Genomic DNA, 18,829 nt, shown 5'->3' on the forward strand with positions numbered 1-18,829 from the left:
CAATAATTGGCGGTATGGCAAACAGACTTTTTCGCAAAAAAACCGTAGAACAGATCATAACTGCATCGGCCAAGACGGGCGGTCTTGCGAAGGTACTGGGTGTGCGTGACTTGGTTTCGCTCGGCGTGGCAGCCATCGTGGGGGCCGGCATATTCAGCACCATCGGTTTGGCCAGCTTCAACGGCGGCCCTGCGGTGTCGTTATTGTTTGTTTTCGTGGCCATCGCCTGTGTATTTACCGCCCTTTCATATGCCCAATTTGCCAGTACGGTGCCTGTTTCCGGAAGCGCTTATACGTATGCTTACGTGGCTTTTGGCGAATTGTTCGCCTGGATCATCGGCTGGGCGCTTATCCTCGAGTACGCGGTTTCCAATATGGTGGTGGCCATTTCCTGGTCACAGTATTTCGTCAGTATGCTGGGTGGGTTCGGTATCCATCTGCCCGGCTGGATGACCATGGCCCCGGCTTACGCGTCGGAAGCGTTCGTACGGTTGCAGGAACAAGGGCTGGAGGCGCTGTCGGCGGCGGACCGGACGGCGGCGATGGCTTACGAACAGGCACCGCGTTTGGGCGATATTCCCATCATTTTTGACCTGCCTGCCGGGCTGATAACGTTCTTGGTTACCTGGTTGGTTTATATCGGCATCAAGGAGTCGAGGACAGCCAGCAATGTCATGGTGGCCATCAAGATCGGCGTTATCCTGTTCGTTATTTTCGGGGGAGCTTTCTTTGTGAAACCCGAAAACTGGGTGCCGTTCGCCCCGAATGGTGTGGAAGGGGTGCTCAGCGGTGTGGCGGCCGTGTTTTTTGCTTTTATCGGCTTCGATTCCATATCAACAACCGCCGAAGAATGCCGGAACCCGCAGCGTGACCTGCCCAGGGCCATGATTTTATGCCTGCTGGTATGTGCGGTCCTTTACATTCTGATAACGCTGGTGTTAACCGGGATGGTCAACTATACCGAACTGAACGTCAAAGATCCGCTGTCTTTCGTTTTCGAGTATGTAGGGGTAGATTATATGGCGGGTATCGTATCGGTAACGTCGGTTGTAGCCATCACCAGCGCGTTACTGGTTTTCCAACTCGCCCAACCGCGTATATGGATGACCATGAGTAGGGATGGTTTGCTTTGGAAGCGGTTTGCAACCATCCATCCCAAGTATAAAACGCCCTCGTTTGCAACCATCGTCACCGGATTTATGGTCGCGGTGCCCGCGTTATTTTTCAAAATGGATTTCTTTGTGGACCTGACCAGTGTAGGTACCTTTTTCGCGTTTATACTGGTGTGTTGCGGCGTGCTGTATATGGATTACTCGGGCATTTCCAAGCAATCGAAATTCAAGGTGCCTTATATAAATGGGCGCTATCTGATTACCATCGGATTGTTGGTTGCTATCTACGGTGTTTACCGTTTCGGGCAAGACACCCTAACCGAATGGCACAATATGCCGATCGCTGATATTATTGAACATAAACTGCTCATTATCATCTTTTGGTTGGTATGGGTTATCCTATGCGTCATGGGGTATCGCCATCGGTTTTCCTTGTTGCCCGTTGCCGGTATCTTGGTAAACCTGTACTTGATGTCGCAGCTTGGGGCAAGCAATTGGTTTATCTTCCTGGTGTGGCTGGCCATTGGGTTGGTGGTCTATTTCGGATATGGCTATCGGCATTCCAAACTCAATACTCCAGCAGCCGTCAATCCGGCAGATGGCGCGTAGCGATTGCATGCCACGGAGGAGGTAACGCAATACGTTGTTAAAAATTGTTAAATTAATGAAAAAATCATACATTTGCTTAGGTGCATTGGGCACGATGTCCTATCTTTGTGTGAGAAAAGGGCATGGATTGTGATTTATAAAACTTAAATTGGCCAAGTCGTGATACCTTAAATCGAATAGATTTGATCCTATGAGGAAGCTTTTACACCACATTACTATAGTACTGACAGTGAGCACGATGATTTTCGTGGGGGGGGCTGGCGCACATGCGCACGCGTCTGCTGCAGATACAACCCGTGTGGTGAAGAGCGCCGACGAGAAAGTGGTCGAATTGGCGGTTTCATCCACCGAAAAACGCACCCAGCGTTCCTTCTTTTCCTCTTTCAAAGGCTTTTTCCCATTCAAGGCAAACAACGTTCCCAATGATAAGCTGTTGAGCAGTGTAAAGGTTTTCCCGAATCCGATTGTCGACCAAATCAGCCTTTCCTATCGGTTGGACAAACAAAGTTCGGTTTCCATCAAGGTGATGGACGCGTTGGGGAACGAAGTGATGACCCTGCTTAATCAAGAGTTGGACGCGGGGCCCCAAAGCCATGTCTTTGAAACCAACAATAAACTCACAAACGGGTTTTACTTTATCCGCGTATCTGCGGATACGGAAACGGTGGTGAAACGTATTTCGGTACTTTAGCCGTTAGCTATCTTACTGTTGCGCTTATCTATTCGGATTCCGGATCGATCCACCGACCGTCTTCCTTGATGATTTCAATCAATTTATCTAATGCATCGACCGTGCTGACGTTTCGCTTAACCACTTCCTTGCCGCGGTATAAGGTAATTTTGCCCGGGCCTGCGCCCACATACCCGTAGTCGGCATCCGCCATTTCGCCAGGCCCGTTTACGATGCAACCCATGATTCCGATTTTAAGGCCTTTGAGATGGTTGGTCCTCCCCCGTATCATTTGGGTGGTTTCCTGCAGATCGAATAACGTGCGTCCGCAACTGGGACACGAGATATATTCCGTTTTGGAAATGCGCGAGCGGGTTGCTTGGAGGATGGCAAAGGAAGCCGACACCAATTTATCGGTCGGAGTGGCCGGCGAATCTATCCATATCCCGCTACCCATCCCATCCACCAACAACCCACCCATATCGGTAGCGGCGTACAGTTGCAATTTCGACAGGGGTTCTTCCGGATCCATGAGGTTGCCTGCCGGGCCAGCAAATTCCGCAGCAGGGTAGTGCCGCCGGATAATGACCGGATTGTCGAGCTCCAAGTCGGAGAGCGTACCAAAAAATTGCCGCTGGTCTGCCATGCCATGCGGTTCGTCGGTTTCCACCACGAAAACAACGGTTTTATCCAAGGGCATCGCTTCGAAGGCCGGCGTGCAAAGATCGGCATTTCGTATCCGTACCAGGTTTAGTTGAGGGTCGCGCTCGGTCGCTTCCACGAATTGGCCAAGCGTGAAAAGCGGGTGTATATTGCTCCTGTTTTGGATGCCCAGCCAGGTAGTGTAGTTGTACAGTTGCTTCAGATTGCCCGGCATTGCAAACGAGGGGAGCGTGTCGCCGAGATATACAAAATCCACCGATTGCTCACCCATGTGGTATTTATCAAGCCACAAGTCATATCTATACCCCACGTCAGTAAGGGTATGGGGATCTTTGAGGTTCTTTTTCGAAATATCAACGACTACCCGGGGTACCTGTGCGCCCCCGATGAATACATTCACTTCACCGGCATGATAGGCAGTCGGTTTGGTGGTCGCTAATGTCGGTTTGCTTGGTAAGCTGATGGTTTCACGCGCGCTCAATTCCTGGCGTGCGTTATACCTGTTTACGAGGGCCATGGCTACCGGGGCTTCCAATTCCGGTTCTTCCGTCAGGGAAACACGCACCGTATCGCCCAGCCCATCTTCCAGCAGTGTGCCTATTCCTACCGCCGACTTGATGCGGCCATCTTCGCCGTCGCCCGCCTCGGTTACACCTAGGTGCAGCGGGTAGTTCATCCCTTCGGCCACCATCGTTTCCACCAGCAGCCGATAGGCGCGTACCATCACTTGCGGATTGCTGGATTTCATCGAAACTACGATGCTGTGGTAGTTGAGGTCCTCGCAGATACGGATGAATTCCATCGCCGACTCGACCATCCCTTCCGGTGTATCGCCGTAATGGCTCATAATACGGTCAGAAAGCGAGCCATGGTTGGTGCCGATGCGCATTGCTGTACCGTATTCCTTACATATCTTCACCAGCGGAGCAAACTTCGCATAGATGCGTTCCAACTCCGACTGGTAAGCCGATGCCGTATAATTCAACTGGTCGAACTTTTTCTTATCGGCATAGTTTCCGGGATTGATACGCACTTTTTCAACAATCCGTGCAGCCACTTCGGCCGCATTCGGGGTGAAGTGGATATCGGCTACGAGGGGTACATCATAGCCGCGTTTACGTAGCCCCTTCTTTATTTCGGCCAGGTTATTCGCTTCCTTGATACTGGGGGCGGTAATGCGTACGTATTCGCAGCCTGCATCAACCATTCGGATGGTCTGTTCCACCGATCCGATGGTATCCATGGTATCTACGGTGGTCATGCTTTGGATGCGGATGGGATTACTGCCACCCATCGGTATATGGCCTATGGGCACTTCGCGGGTATGCCACCGGGAATACTCCGTCAATGAATTGCAATAACCTCCCGGCAGCGTGATTCCGATTTTAGTATCCATATCCCTGCAAAGTTAGGGATAATGGATGATATATTAAATCAGCCGATCTTTGATCACCAATGTTCCGACGATTTTATCGTGCAGGCATTGCTGGCGCCGGTCAAAGAATCCGGAGAAAAACCCGATACCTAACGTAGCAACCCCCACTAACTTGGCCAAGTTGCGGCCCAACGCCTTTCCATAGCCAATAGGCCTGCCCTGTTCGTCGGTAACTTTTACACCGATCAGCATCTTGCCGATCGAGGCTTGTTTTTTAGACCCTTCCGTGGCCACGGATAAGATGAATTTTGTTAAGGGAACGACTGTCAGTCCGATGAGTAAGGCCGGGATGCTTTCTTTCGCATTTGCCGTGCCCGCGAGGTAGATGGCGGCTAATGCCGCATATACGCAGCCAGCGATGAAATAGTCTATTGCCGTCGCCAGCAAGCGTACATCCAATGTGGCAAAATATTGCGGGCGCGTGGTTTGATAGACGATATTCAATAAGCTACTTAATTCGGCGATTTCCCGTACCTCCTTAAACTCCGGATAGCCCGATGGTTTGACGAAATCTGTTGGGCCGAGGTTCATGCCGCGCAATTCATCCAGGGAAAACGGCCCTTCGGGCTTTCCCCGGATAACAACATCGAACCGGTCGGGCAGCGTGCGCATTACCTAGTCATAACGTTTCACCGTAAATGAACTCAATCCACCTTTTAGGTTAACGAGAAACCGGTTGCTTACCCCGTCATAGCCGTCGGTCGTATAGGAGCCATCTTCTTGCTTGGTGAAGCCGGGGAAATCCCTGGAAGACAGCCCTGATTTGACGACGATTTTGCAAGCCGCCGCCCGCGGTATCTCGATCTCCACGCTGGCTACGCCCGACTCGGCCGTTATTGTGGTTTCGTCAAGCGGCATGCCCATTTTCGCTTCGAATGATGCCGCGCCACCATTGAAATTGAGGCTGGCTATCTTGTACGGGGTGAGGTCGAACTCCGCTGTACCGGCACCCATGTTGAGGGAAATATGCCAGATGGGGTTGCGGTTCAAGCGCATTTCCGCACGGTTTTCATCACCATGCATGTTCCAGTTGCCTTTTTCGGTGTCCCGCATGCTGAATGTTAAGTTGGCATTGGAGCCATTGGTGGTTGTTTCCAATTGGTGTGCTCCAATGGAACTGGTTGCTTCGGCATGGAAAAGATCATCCGTCGGCCCTTCAATTTCATATTCTACAGCACCACCTTTTATGTGGAGATGTGCCGTTGTAATGGTGGGGTCATAGGCATGTGTGAAGACGCCGCTCGATTTTTCACGGTTCGTGCTGCCGTGAGACGATATCCGTCTTTCCGCTTTCCAGCCCTTATTGTCGAATCTCCACCAGTGGTCGTTGGGCGGGAATGTGCCTCGAAAGGCAAGGAACGCCAACGCCGCGACGGTGACGACAATCGATATGACGTTGCCTATGCCGCGTTTGGGCACCAACAGGTTCACGCCGATGATGATGAGGATGACGGGCCACATGCTAAATACCGATCGCCAGTAAAAATCGATAACGTTGAGGTTATCCAATAATAAGACGCCACCCACGAACAGTAGGATGAGTCCCCAGCTTAATTTTTCTTTATTCATAACACGTTCAGTTATTTGGTGTAACCATGGTCGGAGCCGGTATTGTCGGCGGGATCTTCCGGTTTGTCCTCACGTACCTGTGCCTCGGCGGCTTGTTCATCCGGCTCATTAACCGAAAATGGCTTCGGCTTCCGCGGCTTGAATGCACCCAGGATGGTAGCCAGACCGAGTATGATGATCAACACCGGCCAGAACCGGGCGAAGTCGCGCCAGTAAAAAATATCCAGCTGGTGCAACAGAAAGAAGACGCCTAGGGCCACCAAGATCAATCCGGCCACGTATCGGTCTTTGCTTGCTTTTTTTGGGGGGATGTTGAAGTCCCTGCGCTGATGCCAGGCATGGGCGGCATAACGCCCTTCGGTCGGCTGGTCCGGTTGGGTACGGTAGTCTACATTGAACGGGTCGCTTGGTATGACAAACGATTTAACGGGTAGTACAATCCAAAGTACGATGTAGACAATGGGCCCCAGTAGCCCGATGCCCATGTAGCCCGAAAAAAAGACGCTGATAATAAAAGCGATCCGTACCCAAGTTTTATCTATGCCGAAATATGCCCCGAGGCCGGCACAGATACCTGCTACGGCACCCTCATGGGGTATGCGTTGAAGTTTCTTTTCCATGGGTTATCCATTTTAAATGTTACCGTATCTGGGTTTTATCCTGATTTCCTCTACGTTGGCACCGTCACTCATCCGCAGGCAAGTTGCGATAGCCGCGGCGATGTCTGCCGGCAGGATAAACCGGTCGACAGGGATTTCGGTGCCTTCCCACGAGGAAGTAAGTGTTGACCCCGGGATGATTTCGGTCACCTTTACATCGTATGACCTCAGTTCCTCCCGCAATACATGGGTTAGACCCCTTACCGCAAATTTTGTTACAGTGTAGGTGCCCGCAGCGGATACAGGCTCGCGACTGGCGATGGAGCTGATGTTGAAGATATGTCCGCGGCGGTTTTCGCGCATGCGCCGGCCAACTGCACGCGATAGGAGATGGGGAGTTACATAGTTGACATGCAATTGCTGATGGAAATCCTCGTCGGTCTCATCCAGTACGGATACGGGCCTGAAAATACCGACGTTGTTGATGAGGATATCCGGTCCGGCGGCCAGGCTGTTTACCCAACCGATTAGCTCACCGAGTTGCCCGGCATCCGCAACATCGCAAGCCCTATATTGCACGGAGATACCCGTATGTTGGCTTTCGAGCGTTGTTTTCAACGTGTTTAGTTCGTCTGTGTTTCTCGCAATAAGCAATAAATCGCAACCCATGGCTGCCAGTTCGTTGGTAATGGCCAGCCCCATCCCTTTGGTTGCCCCGGTAATGAGTGCTATCCGCTGTTTTAAATGTAGCATATGTGTCTTTTGTGTTCTCCTAGTTGTTTTTCAAATTTAGGCCTTTTGTCTGAGTATTGGTACAACCGCACATAAGGTTGTGTTATGCCCACACAGGGTTCTGATGTGCGGACACAAGCCTGTCACGGGTTAACACGATAGCGTGGTGTGTGAAGATAGCTTCGTCTCCACGCGGCACAGGCCTGTGTGAAGCCAACACGATACCCGGTCAAGTCGAGAAGATATCGTCTCTTATCGGCATGATGCTGTCTCAAGTAGATACGATGCTAGGTCAAGCCGAGACGATATCGTCTCTTATCCGCGTGATGCTGTCTCCAGTCGGCACGACTTCGTGTTGCCCCATCACAGGCCTAGGATGAGGCAAGGCAGGACCGGATCGATTCGGAACAGTGTGGTGTCTGCTCAACCTCGTGTTTGTTCAAGTCGATATGATGTTGAGTTGAATCCACCGCGTGTTGTCTGGGCTTAAGGCGGTGTTGTGGTAAGGAGAGACAACCCCGTGTCGGCGTGGGATGGTCTAGTTTTGGCATCAGATGATATCGTCCCCACGTAAGTTGTCCGTGTTTTACGTCATCGTAATCAGCTAACTGATATTGAAATACCTGTCGAAATAAGTCTTCAATTTTTCCAATACCATTTCTTTTTTCTTAGCCAAGTCTCCTGTGGGCGAAAATCTCGACACCGGTGGAAGTATTTTCGCAAAGGATGTCCCAGCCGACTGAATTTCTCCATTCTGAAAGGAATGATCGATAAAAGTCCTTGTTTCTTCGGCCTTCAGCTTTTCTTCCGATATGATTTGGTCGAGTTCCGCTTCTTTCTGCTCTTTCACATATTGATGCCAGTCGGCATCCACATCTGACGAAGGGGTCAACAAACCCACAAACCGTTCGATCAGTTCTTTCTTGTTCCTCAAATCCACGCTGGAATCAATGGCCTTCTGGATACTAACGACCATCTCCTTGTCCCGTAGGTGGCTGTCTTTGTATTTCTTGATGAGCATCAAGATGTAATCGATGTTGATTTCGACCTGCTTGATCAGCTCGATCTCGAATTCGATGTCATCCACCACATTCTCACGATCGCCTCCGCCCCGGTTTCTGAACTCGTTATACAATTCGATATACATGCTGTGGTAATCCTGGAAATCACGGTCGCTCAATATTTCCTTCCCTTCGAATTCATCGAACGATCGCAATATGTTGAGCAGTTTCAATATCGAACCGTACAAGTGGATAAACTCCTTTTTGGCTTCCTCACTGATGATGCTGACACCTATGGGGAATTTATTTTGCAGTTCCTGAACCAAATCGACATAACCAATAACGGCTTTCTTGCCGTCGTGGTAACCGTAATAATATTCATCAAACGTTTTCAGCAGCACGATACCACCAGCCTCTTTATTCCCAAAAAGCGCTAAGGTCTCATTCGTTGCATCTTCCAAATTGCGGAAGCATACGATGTTTCCGTATGTTTTTATCGAATTTAAGATGCGGTTGGTTCGGGAGAATGCCTGCAATAAGCCATGCATGCGTAGGTTCTTGTCTACCCATAGGGTGTTCAACGTCGTGGCATCAAATCCGGTCAAAAACATATTGACAACGATGAGCAAATCGATTTCCCGATTCTTCATGCGGAGCGATACATCTTTGTAATAATTCTGGAACTTATCCGATGAGGTGTCGTAATTGGTTTTGAATGTCGAATTATAATCTTGGATTGCCCGGTCCAGAAAGTCCCGGTGACTGGCACTCAACCCCTCCGTCGATTCGGAGTTTTCATCCGTTACGCCGTCTTCTTCCGGATCATTTTGACCAAAGCTGAAAATAGTGGCTATTTTCAGTTTTCGAAGTTCAGGTATTTCCTCTTGCTGCCGTTTGAATTCATCGTAGTATAATTTGGCGGCGTCAATCGATGATATAGCAAAAATGGAATTGAAGCCGCTAAGCCTGATTTTCTCCTTTATCTCTTCAATCTTATGGCGGTCGCGGGCCGAGGCGACCTCATGCACATTGGCTAAAGCCGTCATGTAGTACGGCTTTGAATTCCGCATGGTTTTTTGATCGAAATGCGATAAGATATACGACACGTTATTTTCAATGTATTTCGGAGCCAGCAAAATCTTCTCCCGATCAATATCACGCACCTTTTGATCGATGATGTTGTCCTTTTCTTTGATCGTGCGTATATAATCCACCCGGAAAGGCAATACGTTCTTGTCCGCTATGGCATCGACAACGGTGTAGGTATGAATGGCGGACTGGTGATTGGCTTCCGGACAGTCTACCGGGTCTCCATGTACATAGCACCCAAATGCCTGCACGGTTGTTTTCAAATGCGCTTTCCCACCGCTGCTCGCGTTCCTCGCAAAAATCGGCGTACCGGTAAAGCCAAAAAGAAAATATTTTTTGAAGGTTTTGGTGATGGCCTCGTGCATATCGCCGAACTGGGAACGGTGGCACTCGTCAAAAATAAAAACGATTGGTTTGCCGTAGGCCGAATGGGTTTTCCGCTTCTTTATCAGAATGGATAACTTCTGTATGGTGGTGATGATGATATTGGCATTAGGGTCATCCAATTGTTTCTTTAGTACCGCCGTATTGGTATTACTGTTCGCCGCTCCTTTTTCAAACTTGTCGTACTCTTTCATGGTCTGGTAGTCCAAATCTTTTCGGTCTACCACAAATATCACCTTATGGATATAAGGCAGCTTGCTGGCAAGCTGGGCGGTCTTAAAGGAGGTTAATGTTTTACCACTACCGGTGGTATGCCACACGAAGCCGCCGGCGCTTATCGTGCCGTACTTCTTGTAGTAGTTCGACACATTGATTTTTTGCAAAATCCGCTCTGTTGCCACGATTTGGTAGGGGCGCATGACCAATAGCAACTTATCTGACGTAAATACGCAATACTTGGTGACGATATTTAAAATGGAGTGTTTCGCAAAAAATGTCTTACCGAAATCCATCAGATCCCATATCGGCTTGTTGCTTCCATCTGCCCACCACGACGTAAATTCGTAGCTGTTGCTGGTCTTTGATTTCTTGCTGGCGCGTTGTTGTGTTCCTTGTTCTTTCAGGTGCGTATAGCGGGTGGTATTGCTGTAATACTTGGTTAACGTACCATTGGAAATGACAAACAATTGTACAAACTGAAACAGGCCGGTATCCGCCCAGAACGATTCCCGTTCGTAACGGTCGATCTGGTTAAACGCCTCCTGGAGGCTGACCCCACGTTTCTTCAGTTCCACATGAACCAAAGGCAGTCCATTGACCAATATGGTTACGTCATAACGGTTGGCGCGCTTGCCCGTTGCGGTCTCGTATTGATTGATGACCTGCAGGTCGTTGTTGTGTATATTGGTTTTATCGATCAGGTAAATATTGCGTAGCGAGCCGTCCTCGCAGTGCAGGGCTTGGATGTAATCTTCCTGGATGAGCTTTGTCTTATCTTCGATATTGCTATTCGGGTTGGATAGTTTCCCCTCAAAAAAGGTTTTCCATTCCTTGTCGGTAAACCGGTAGTTATTCAGCTTTTCTAATTGAGCCCGCAGGTTTTCAACCAGCTGATCGTTGGTCTTGATAGGCAAAAAGCTATATGCCTGCGTCTCGAGAAGTTGAATAAAGGCCTTCTCCAATTCGGCTTCCGATTGGTACCTGACCTCCCGTTGGTATTCCGTGGTGTATTCGGATACCACGGTAGATTCTGGGTTCTCGGCAATAAGATTATAGTTGATCATCGGTACACTTGGTTAATTTTCCTCGTAATAATACGAATAATCAATTCCTTTCATAAACATTTCCCGACTATGAATATCATCGGTCAACGCATGTTGTATTAATTCTTTAATCCGGCTACTGTCCGTCACACTCTTCACCATGGCGATATGGTAGTCTTTTTTTGCAATTTTACTCCAATCCACACATTGCTTGAGTTGTTTCTTTAGTATCAAGTCCAACCAGATTCGCGCACTTCGCCCGTTGCCTTCCATAAACGGATGGGCAATATTCATTTCTACATATTTATCGATAATTTCTTCCAAGGTACCTTCAACCATTGCCTCAATTTCTTTTAACGTATTTGGAAGAAACGCTACCATAGCGAACTGAAAACCACCTTTTGCAATATTCTTTGTCCGTATTTGACCCGCAAAATCGTAGAGTCCGCCAAACAGGTACCCATGTATTTGCTGTAATCCTTTTATGGTGCCGACTTTTATATTATCGATAAGTGAGCTATCAAACAACGCATACGCTTTATTTTTACTTTTGCCGTCGATCGTTTCGTCGCTATAGGTAAACCATTCGATAAATCGGTTTGCTTTGGTGCCTGGAAAAGTTTTACCTAATGCAATAATACCGTCGTAATCAAGCATATCGGACTTGTATTTTTTACCATCTGCAGCGACCAATTTCAGTTGGGTAGTAGTACTAACCAACTGATTATTCTCTTTCTTTAGCTTGGCTTTAAGGTACTTCCAATAGTTCCGTGTTTTGGTGTAATCGTCTTGATCGGTGAGTACGGCAACGATATCCAAGACAGAAAACCACCATTTGTTGTTTGCGTCGTCCCATACCGCGCGAACTTCACGATCATCGAAAAAACGAATGGAAACCTTACTCATAGCAATTAAGTATTAACCCGATCAAACGTCAACAGTTTTCCACGATAATATTCGTACTGCTCTCTACGGGCTGTTATCTCCGCCGGCAAACCCACGGAAATATCGTTGACCATGGCATCAAATTTATCTAAAATGGTGACAATGCGCTCTTGTTCTTGGAGAGGGGGGATGGGGATTTTTATTTTTGCTAAATCTTTTGCTGAAACATCTATTACTTTCGTTCCTTTCGCAAGTTTTTTCTTTTGTTTGAAAAAACTATCGATCTGTGTGCAATAAGCTATAAATTTTGGGTTTTGCTGATGTTTAAAAATGCATGCATGCCCACCCGTTACAATTTCATTATCACCCAACCAAGCTACAGCTTTACAAACATCTTCAATATTTTCACTCGTATTGGTAATTATTATATCACCTTTGTTTACTTTTCTTAATTTCCTAGAGAGATCTTCTGAAACAAACGAAATTGTTTTTGTGGCTGACGTGCCGTAATAGGTATAAATCTGGCCATAGTGGATACAGCCGACGCCGACATCCGTAAAATCCTTCTTCTGTAAACCGCTCCCTCTTATAAACTCGCCAATCTCTCCCAAAGTTTTCCATTCCACATCTTTTCCTTCAAAAGAAAGTAGTTTATTGAGATAGTATTCGTATTGGCGCGTACGCGCCTCCAGCTCCGCCTCCAGCTCCGCCTCCAGCTCCGCCTCCAGCGCGGTAAACTTGTCCAGGATGTTGACTATTTCTTCTTGGACTGGGAGAGCCGGGATGGGGATTTGGATTTTCTTCATCAATGAAGTAGAACTTAAATTTGGTTGTGCTCCACCACCAGCAAGCGCATATAATTCTTCACTTTTTGTAAGAAGATAGTGATACAAAAAATTATTTAGCAATAAACTAGTATCTGGTTCAAACTTTCCAACACGTTGATTTAAATAATATACTTCACTAGAATTTAATCGACCAATTTTTCCAGTCGTAGCTCCTGACATTGCGACTAAAATATCACCATTTACTATTTCAAAAGGTTTTAAATTCTCTGAATAATCAGTTAAATCGAAATAAATTAAGTTACTGGTGTCAATTTTTCTATTTTGAATATTTCCAATTCTTAAAATAGGATGTCCACTCTCTTTAAATTTGTTGCTTTTGAAAGCAAAACCATTTCTAAAATTACAAACTTCATTCAACTCCCTATACCCCACCCCCTCCGGACAATACTGCACTATTAACTCCGCTATCTTACTCATCTTCGCCCTCTTTTTGCTGTAGCTTTTTTATTTCCTTATCAAAATCGCTTTCAAACAATCGATCTTGAATAATTCGATACTTTTCAAATTCGGTTTCGGCATGCGCTTTGGCTATTTCAGCCGTTACTTTACCGGCATCCTGTAACACCTTTCTATCGGTAGCTTCTATAAACCTATTCAATCGGGTTTCCCAATCTTCCATCGTCATGGGTATTTCTCGCATCGCCATATCTTCTGCAAGGTCTAAATATGCAGAAACTAAACGCTGTAATTGCTGCATTTCCTTTTCGGATAAATAGTTTTTGGCCACATTGACATCAAATTTTTGGATTTTTCCATTCGGAGCGTCCTTCCAGGTGGTCAGACCCATATTTTCCTTTTGATGATCGGCTCTGTTTACAATGACTTCCGCAGCCGTATTTCCGTGTATGGCCCAGTGCAGTTTGTTTTGCACGGTCGCAAAAAACCGTTGGGTACTTGTGGCTTTCACATCATAATCAATCGCTGTGCTATAGATATCGGTAATTTTTTGATAGAATTTCCGTTCGCTTAAGCGGATTTCACGTATGCGCTGCAGCTGTTCCTCAAAGTATTTTTTTCCGAGAATGGTACCGTCATTTTTCAAGCGTTCATCGTCCATCGCAAAACCTTTGATGGTAAACTCCTGTACAATTTGCGTTGCCCATTTACGGAATAGTACGGCGCGCTCAGAATTGACTTTATACCCTACGCCAATAATAACCGAAAGATTATAATGCTGTGTATGATATTGTTTGCCATCTTGTGCAGTTATTCGAAAATTTCGAACAACTGAATTTTCATCTAATTCATTATCGCTAAAAATTTTCTTTAGATGGTAATTAATGGTATGCGTTTCTACCTGATAAAGTATACCCATCATCTTTTGTGACAACCAAATGTTTTCATCCGCGTACACCACATTTACGTCACTTTCGCCCGTAGCCGCTATGAATGTTAAATATTCGGCCGCTGAAGAACGTATACCTATGCTTTTATTGTCAGATTTTCTTTTGCTCATTCCTTAATCGTTACTTTCCAGGTCATTCACAATGGCATCTATCGCCGTGCGTAGTTCTTGTTGGCGGGTTACCATCTCGGCAATGCGTTGGTTTAAGGCTACGATATCCGTTGCTACGGTTGTGTTTTCCTGTTCTACATAAGAACTTACCGCAATGTTGTAATCGTTTTCGGCAATCGCTGCGTTCTGTACCAAGCGCGCAAAGTGGGCTACATCTTCACGGTTGCTAAAGGTGGTTAATATCTTCTTACGGTTATGGTCTGATAATTTATTCTTATTACCTCCGCGAACAAACTCTGCAGAAGCATCGATAAATAACGTCGCATTATCCTTTTTACTTTTCTTCAACACAATGATGCAGGTGGCGATGGTTGTGCCAAAAAATAAATCGGGGGGCAATTGGATCACCGTGTCTATATAGTTGTTGTCGATGAGGTATTTCCGGATTTTCTGTTCAGCCCCGCCGCGGTATAAAACACCGGGAAACTCAACAATGGCGGCTGTGCCTGAAGTCGCCAACCAAGAGAGCATGTGCATGGTAAAGGCTAAATCGGCTTTGGATTTAGGTGCCAAAACGCCGGCTGGCGAGAACCGGGGGTCATTGATCAAGAGCGGATTGGCATCGCCTTCCCATTTGATGGAATAGGGCGGATTGGATACAATTGCGTCGAAAGGCTCATCGTCCCAATGCATCGGGTTGATCAACGTGTCGCCATGCGCGATATCGAATTTTTCGAAATTAATATCGTGCAAAAACATATTGATGCGGCACAGGTTGTACGTGGTGATGTTCACTTCCTGGCCATAGAAACCCTGGCGTACATTTTCTTTGCCCAGCACTTTGGCAAACTTCAACAGCAAGGAGCCGGAACCGCACGCGGGGTCATATACTTTGTTAACTTGCGTTTTTCCGACGACCGTGATTTCAGCCAACAATTCGGAAACCTCTTGTGGTGTAAAGAATTCGCCCCCGGATTTACCTGCATTACCGGCATACATGGTCATCAGGTATTCGTATGCGTCGCCAAATGCGTCGATGTTATTATCCTGATAATCGCCCAACCTCAATCCGGCTATGGCATTTAGGATTTTGGCCAAACGGGTATTCCGCTGTTCGACGGTTCCACCGAGCTTGTTGCTGTTTACATCGACATCATCAAAGAGCCCTTTCAAATCGTCCTCGCTATCGGTTCCGTTGGCAGACGACTCGATATCCTTGAAAATCCGGTGTAGATCGACGTTAAGGTTTGGGTTGCTGGCGGCATGCTTCCGAACATTCGTAAACAACTCGGAGGGAAGGATAAAGAAGCCTTTTTCGGATACCGTTTCTTTACGCCCAAACTCAGCCTCCTCGTCGGACAATTGTGCAAAGTCGAAATCGACATTCCCCGTTTGCCTTTCTCCTTTATTGATATGCGCGGCTAAGTTTTCGGATATAAATCGGTAAAAAAGAATCCCTAAAACATAGGACTTAAAATCCCATCCATCCACACTTCCCCTTAAGTCATTGGCAATCTGCCATATCGTGCGGTGCAGTTCGTCGCGTTCCTGTTCTTTGGTCATTTATATAAAGCAATTTTTGTTCATCAAAAAAACTCAATCTCTAATCAGATTGTATTATGAATCTTTACAGGCTAATGATTGGGTAAATATAACGTAATATGAGGTGCCTTAGCGATAAAAGTGACGCAAATCTATGTTTCACGTGAACAAAGTTGCCGTTCTAGGAAAATATAAACAACAATACCGCCCCGATAGGGGGCGGCATTGCACGGCGGCACATCGCTCAAGTTATGCCGCTTTTTCTGTTTGGACGTCACGCGGTCACGCGGGCACGCAGGGAGGCCGTCGGGCTCCACTCACTTACGCCCTTTTTATTGCGCGAGCGGACGCGGAAATAGTAGACCACGCCATCTTCCACTGGTCCGTAGAAATTGCCGAGTGCTCGGGGTGCCGGATCCAGGTCTCGCCAAACGGGTTGTCCCGTCTCGTCCAACTCGGAAGCCAATTGCATTTCGTATTGGTAGGCTGCCCGGACAGCTTCGAACAGGAGTCGCAGTTCGCCGGGACGGTTGGAATCTGCCAACCGTGCCCAAGTGGATGCCGGCGGTATTTGCCCGGCCTTGGGCGGTAGTGCCGGATAGAAGCCGGAACTTAGCTGCACGGAACTGGTTTGCGTGAAGTTGTTGATGTAGCTCGCGACCCGACGCATCATCACGATCAGGGCATTCCGGGCCTCATCTTTTTCTTCTTTCTGTACCCCGCTAGCACGGCCGTTGGCGGTGATGGCCTGCTTGGCCACGTAATCCAGCGCTATGGGCTCATACTCGGTAATGGGCGGGTTGAGGTCCGGAAAATTGGCGTTGGTGCCGAGCGCGTCTACGGTACGCGTAGCCAATGAGGCGAGGTCGGCATCACTGAGGTGGTCGTAATTGGTGATTAACTTTGGTGTTTTCATTTTCTTGTTTTTTTACTTTGCTATTTTGTTATTTGTTGTTTTGCTATTTGCTGTTTGCTGTTTGTTTTTCTTTGGTTTCCGGGGCCTGCCCGGATGGGGTGTTGCTTGATTACCATAACTTGATTTTTTTGTTTCCATGACCAAATTGATAAGAAAAGCCCGTGCGTAAAAATTCGCGGACAACAACGGACAATAACGAACAACAACGAACAACAACGGACGGTACTGTCCGCATTTCGGGCATTTGTCTATCCTGCCCCCACCGTTTTCTTCTCGTGGTCATACAGGCAAATTAGCTCCTGCGGTTGCGTTGAGTGAAACTTTGGCGTGAATTGGCGCGAATTGGCGGAAAATCACGCCAATCTCCGCCACGGGTGCGGTAGTTTGGCCAGGTTGCTGCCGCTTGGTTTTGGGATTATGCCATCATCTAACAAACAATGTGGCACGGATTTTCGTTGTAATTGCAAAACCTGTATCTTTAACGCTATAATTGAATAGTCTAGTCAACGGTTTATGTTTTTCACCTACTTCGGACAATACCTTTTACTCTTGAAAGCGGTCTTCCGGCGACCGGAAAAATGGAAAATCTATCGGAAGGAAATTATCCATGAAATGAATGAAATCGGTGTCGGTTCGTTGGGGTTAATCGCCATTATTTCCACGTTTATCGGCGCCGTAATGACCATGCAGATTGCATTCCAACTGGTTTCTGATCTCATCCCAACGTCCGTTATCGGACAAATAAACCGTGATTCGAGTATCTTGGAACTAAGCCCTACCATCACCGCGCTGGTGTTGGCTGGCAAAGTGGGCTCGTCCATCTCTTCTCAAATCGGGTCCATGCGGGTAACCGAGCAAATCGATGCGCTGGAAATCATGGGTATCAATGCACCGGGATACCTTATTCTTCCCAAAATCCTGGCGGGCATTACGATGATCCCGGCATTGGTGATCATGTCCATTTTTCTGGCCTTGACTGGCGGGCTTTTTGGCGGAGCGATTTCCGGTGCGGTTACACCTGCCGATTATATCAACGGCATCACCGACGGTTTCATCGGCTATACCGTAGCCGTAGCGTTGGTCAAAGCATTTGTTTTCGGGTTTATCATCACCTCGGTCTCCGCCTTCAAGGGCTTCTACGTGCGCGGAGGCGCGTTAGAAGTGGGACAGGCCGGCACGCGCGGCGTAGTCATCAGTTGCATTGCTATTTTGGTGGCAGATTATATTATCACGGCCCTGATGCTTTAGCCGTTTTTATTAGCTTTAACTATATGATTGAAGTTCAGAACATCCATAAATCGTTCGGAAGTAACGATGTGCTCAAGGGCATAGATGCAAAATTTGAAGCCGGCAAAATAAGCTTGATTATCGGGGGATCTGGGTCTGGGAAAAGTACCTTGCTGAAATGTATGGTAGGGTTGCATAAGCCAGAACAGGGCAAAGTGCTCTATCAAGGAGAGGACTTTACACGGATGGATTTTGAGAGCCGTATACCTATCCGCAAGGAGATTGGGATGTTATTCCAAAACTCAGCCTTGTTCGACTCGATGACGGTAGAGCAGAACATCATCTTTCCATTGGAAATGTTTACTGATATGAGCCGGAGTGAGAAAATCGACCGGGCCAACTTCTGCTTGGAGCGTGTGAACCTTGCGGGCCGCAACAAATTGTATCCGGCCGAGCTTTCAGGCGGGATGAAAAAGCGTGTGGGCATTGCCCGCGCCATCAGCATGAGCCCGAAATATCTTTTCGTCGATGAGCCCAATTCGGGCCTCGATCCGGAAACATCCATCGTGATTGATGAGTTGATTGCCGAACTGACGCAAGAATATCAATGTACGACCGTGGTGGTTACGCACGACATGAATTCGGTGATGGGTATCGGCGAGTATATCGTCTTTTTGTACAAAGGGCAAAAATGGTGGGAAGGATCAAATAAAGAAATCGCCCATACCGATGTCGAAGAGTTGAATAGTTTTGTGTTTGCGAGCCCGTTTATGAAAGCGGCGAAAGAACGGTTTTGATGGAACGCGTTCAATTTTATCATTACTTTTGCC

General features: G+C 47.4%; 15 protein-coding genes. 4 read left to right on the plus strand and 11 right to left on the minus strand.

Annotation, left to right across the window (positions count from 1 at the left end; all coding sequences use genetic code 11):
* Window positions 1-14: 14 nt before the first annotated feature.
* A complete protein-coding gene (locus tag ACEVG1_RS09630; protein ID WP_374743445.1) occupies window positions 15-1,721 on the plus strand; it encodes an amino acid permease in 1,707 nt (568 codons plus the stop codon).
* A gap of 190 nt (window positions 1,722-1,911) precedes the next feature.
* Window positions 1,912-2,412: a T9SS type A sorting domain-containing protein gene (locus ACEVG1_RS09635; protein ID WP_374743446.1), complete on the plus strand. Its 501-nt coding sequence runs from the start codon at window positions 1,912-1,914 to the stop codon at window positions 2,410-2,412.
* 28 nt (window positions 2,413-2,440) lie between these two features.
* Here ACEVG1_RS09635 and ispG read toward each other — a convergent pair whose 3' ends face one another.
* The 11 genes from ispG to ACEVG1_RS09690 form a co-directional block, all read right to left on the minus strand.
* Window positions 2,441-4,450 carry a (E)-4-hydroxy-3-methylbut-2-enyl-diphosphate synthase gene (gene ispG / locus ACEVG1_RS09640; RefSeq protein ID WP_374743447.1) on the minus strand — a complete coding sequence of 670 codons (2,010 nt, stop codon included), beginning with the start codon at window positions 4,448-4,450 and terminating at the stop codon, window positions 2,441-2,443.
* A 33-nt stretch (window positions 4,451-4,483) separates the two neighbouring features.
* Window positions 4,484-5,101, minus strand: a complete 618-nt coding sequence (locus ACEVG1_RS09645) for an RDD family protein (protein WP_374743448.1) — start codon at window positions 5,099-5,101, stop codon at window positions 4,484-4,486.
* 3 nt (window positions 5,102-5,104) lie between these two features.
* On the minus strand, window positions 5,105-6,058 hold the full coding sequence (locus ACEVG1_RS09650) for a LiaI-LiaF-like domain-containing protein (RefSeq protein WP_374743449.1): 954 nt from the start codon (window positions 6,056-6,058) through the stop codon (window positions 5,105-5,107).
* An 11-nt stretch (window positions 6,059-6,069) separates the two neighbouring features.
* Window positions 6,070-6,678 carry a PspC domain-containing protein gene (locus ACEVG1_RS09655; RefSeq protein WP_374743450.1) on the minus strand — a complete coding sequence of 203 codons (609 nt, stop codon included), beginning with the start codon at window positions 6,676-6,678 and terminating at the stop codon, window positions 6,070-6,072.
* Between the two features lie 12 nt (window positions 6,679-6,690).
* Window positions 6,691-7,410: an SDR family NAD(P)-dependent oxidoreductase gene (locus tag ACEVG1_RS09660; protein WP_374743451.1), complete on the minus strand. Its 720-nt coding sequence runs from the start codon at window positions 7,408-7,410 to the stop codon at window positions 6,691-6,693.
* Between the two features lie 583 nt (window positions 7,411-7,993).
* Window positions 7,994-11,146 (minus strand): type I restriction endonuclease subunit R, encoded by a 3,153-nt coding sequence (locus ACEVG1_RS09665; protein ID WP_374743452.1) that lies wholly within the window; start codon window positions 11,144-11,146, stop codon window positions 7,994-7,996.
* A gap of 12 nt (window positions 11,147-11,158) precedes the next feature.
* Window positions 11,159-12,031, minus strand: a complete 873-nt coding sequence (fic, locus tag ACEVG1_RS09670; RefSeq protein ID WP_374743453.1) for a protein adenylyltransferase Fic — start codon at window positions 12,029-12,031, stop codon at window positions 11,159-11,161.
* Between the two features lie 5 nt (window positions 12,032-12,036).
* Window positions 12,037-13,275 (minus strand): restriction endonuclease subunit S, encoded by a 1,239-nt coding sequence (locus tag ACEVG1_RS09675; RefSeq protein WP_374743454.1) that lies wholly within the window; start codon window positions 13,273-13,275, stop codon window positions 12,037-12,039.
* Window positions 13,268-14,314: a virulence RhuM family protein gene (locus ACEVG1_RS09680; protein ID WP_374743455.1), complete on the minus strand. Its 1,047-nt coding sequence runs from the start codon at window positions 14,312-14,314 to the stop codon at window positions 13,268-13,270. The genes ACEVG1_RS09675 and ACEVG1_RS09680 overlap by 8 nt, the downstream gene beginning before the upstream one ends.
* Window positions 14,315-14,317: 3 nt before the next feature.
* The gene (locus ACEVG1_RS09685) at window positions 14,318-15,877 is read right to left on the minus strand and encodes a type I restriction-modification system subunit M (RefSeq protein ID WP_374743456.1); all 1,560 of its coding nucleotides are present in this window, start codon (window positions 15,875-15,877) and stop codon (window positions 14,318-14,320) included.
* Window positions 15,878-16,130: 253 nt separating this feature from the next.
* Window positions 16,131-16,772 carry a hypothetical protein gene (locus ACEVG1_RS09690; RefSeq protein WP_374743457.1) on the minus strand — a complete coding sequence of 214 codons (642 nt, stop codon included), beginning with the start codon at window positions 16,770-16,772 and terminating at the stop codon, window positions 16,131-16,133.
* A gap of 513 nt (window positions 16,773-17,285) precedes the next feature.
* Here ACEVG1_RS09690 and ACEVG1_RS09695 point away from each other — a divergent pair.
* The gene (locus ACEVG1_RS09695) at window positions 17,286-18,020 is read left to right on the plus strand and encodes an MlaE family ABC transporter permease (protein ID WP_374743458.1); all 735 of its coding nucleotides are present in this window, start codon (window positions 17,286-17,288) and stop codon (window positions 18,018-18,020) included.
* Window positions 18,021-18,043: 23 nt separating this feature from the next.
* On the plus strand, window positions 18,044-18,796 hold the full coding sequence (locus ACEVG1_RS09700) for an ABC transporter ATP-binding protein (protein WP_374743459.1): 753 nt from the start codon (window positions 18,044-18,046) through the stop codon (window positions 18,794-18,796).
* Window positions 18,797-18,829: the final 33 nt, after the last annotated feature.

The organism is Parapedobacter sp. 2B3 (genome assembly GCF_041925275.1).
GTDB lineage: Bacteria > Bacteroidota > Bacteroidia > Sphingobacteriales > Sphingobacteriaceae > Parapedobacter > Parapedobacter pyrenivorans_A.

What these genes read in the sequence shown, in the direction of transcription:
- ACEVG1_RS09630 (WP_374743445.1), top strand. Translation starts at nt 15, where the DNA reads ATGGCAAACAGACTTTTTCGCAAAAAAACCGTAGAACAGATCATAACT.
- ACEVG1_RS09635 (WP_374743446.1), top strand. Translation starts at nt 1,912, where the DNA reads ATGAGGAAGCTTTTACACCACATTACTATAGTACTGACAGTGAGCACG.
- ispG (WP_374743447.1), bottom strand. Translation starts at nt 4,450, where the DNA reads ATGGATACTAAAATCGGAATCACGCTGCCGGGAGGTTATTGCAATTCA.
- ACEVG1_RS09645 (WP_374743448.1), bottom strand. Translation starts at nt 5,101, where the DNA reads ATGCGCACGCTGCCCGACCGGTTCGATGTTGTTATCCGGGGAAAGCCC.
- ACEVG1_RS09650 (WP_374743449.1), bottom strand. Translation starts at nt 6,058, where the DNA reads ATGAATAAAGAAAAATTAAGCTGGGGACTCATCCTACTGTTCGTGGGT.
- ACEVG1_RS09655 (WP_374743450.1), bottom strand. Translation starts at nt 6,678, where the DNA reads ATGGAAAAGAAACTTCAACGCATACCCCATGAGGGTGCCGTAGCAGGT.
- ACEVG1_RS09660 (WP_374743451.1), bottom strand. Translation starts at nt 7,410, where the DNA reads ATGCTACATTTAAAACAGCGGATAGCACTCATTACCGGGGCAACCAAA.
- ACEVG1_RS09665 (WP_374743452.1), bottom strand. Translation starts at nt 11,146, where the DNA reads ATGATCAACTATAATCTTATTGCCGAGAACCCAGAATCTACCGTGGTA.
- fic (WP_374743453.1), bottom strand. Translation starts at nt 12,031, where the DNA reads ATGAGTAAGGTTTCCATTCGTTTTTTCGATGATCGTGAAGTTCGCGCG.
- ACEVG1_RS09675 (WP_374743454.1), bottom strand. Translation starts at nt 13,275, where the DNA reads ATGAGTAAGATAGCGGAGTTAATAGTGCAGTATTGTCCGGAGGGGGTG.
- ACEVG1_RS09680 (WP_374743455.1), bottom strand. Translation starts at nt 14,314, where the DNA reads ATGAGCAAAAGAAAATCTGACAATAAAAGCATAGGTATACGTTCTTCA.
- ACEVG1_RS09685 (WP_374743456.1), bottom strand. Translation starts at nt 15,877, where the DNA reads ATGACCAAAGAACAGGAACGCGACGAACTGCACCGCACGATATGGCAG.
- ACEVG1_RS09690 (WP_374743457.1), bottom strand. Translation starts at nt 16,772, where the DNA reads ATGAAAACACCAAAGTTAATCACCAATTACGACCACCTCAGTGATGCC.
- ACEVG1_RS09695 (WP_374743458.1), top strand. Translation starts at nt 17,286, where the DNA reads ATGTTTTTCACCTACTTCGGACAATACCTTTTACTCTTGAAAGCGGTC.
- ACEVG1_RS09700 (WP_374743459.1), top strand. Translation starts at nt 18,044, where the DNA reads ATGATTGAAGTTCAGAACATCCATAAATCGTTCGGAAGTAACGATGTG.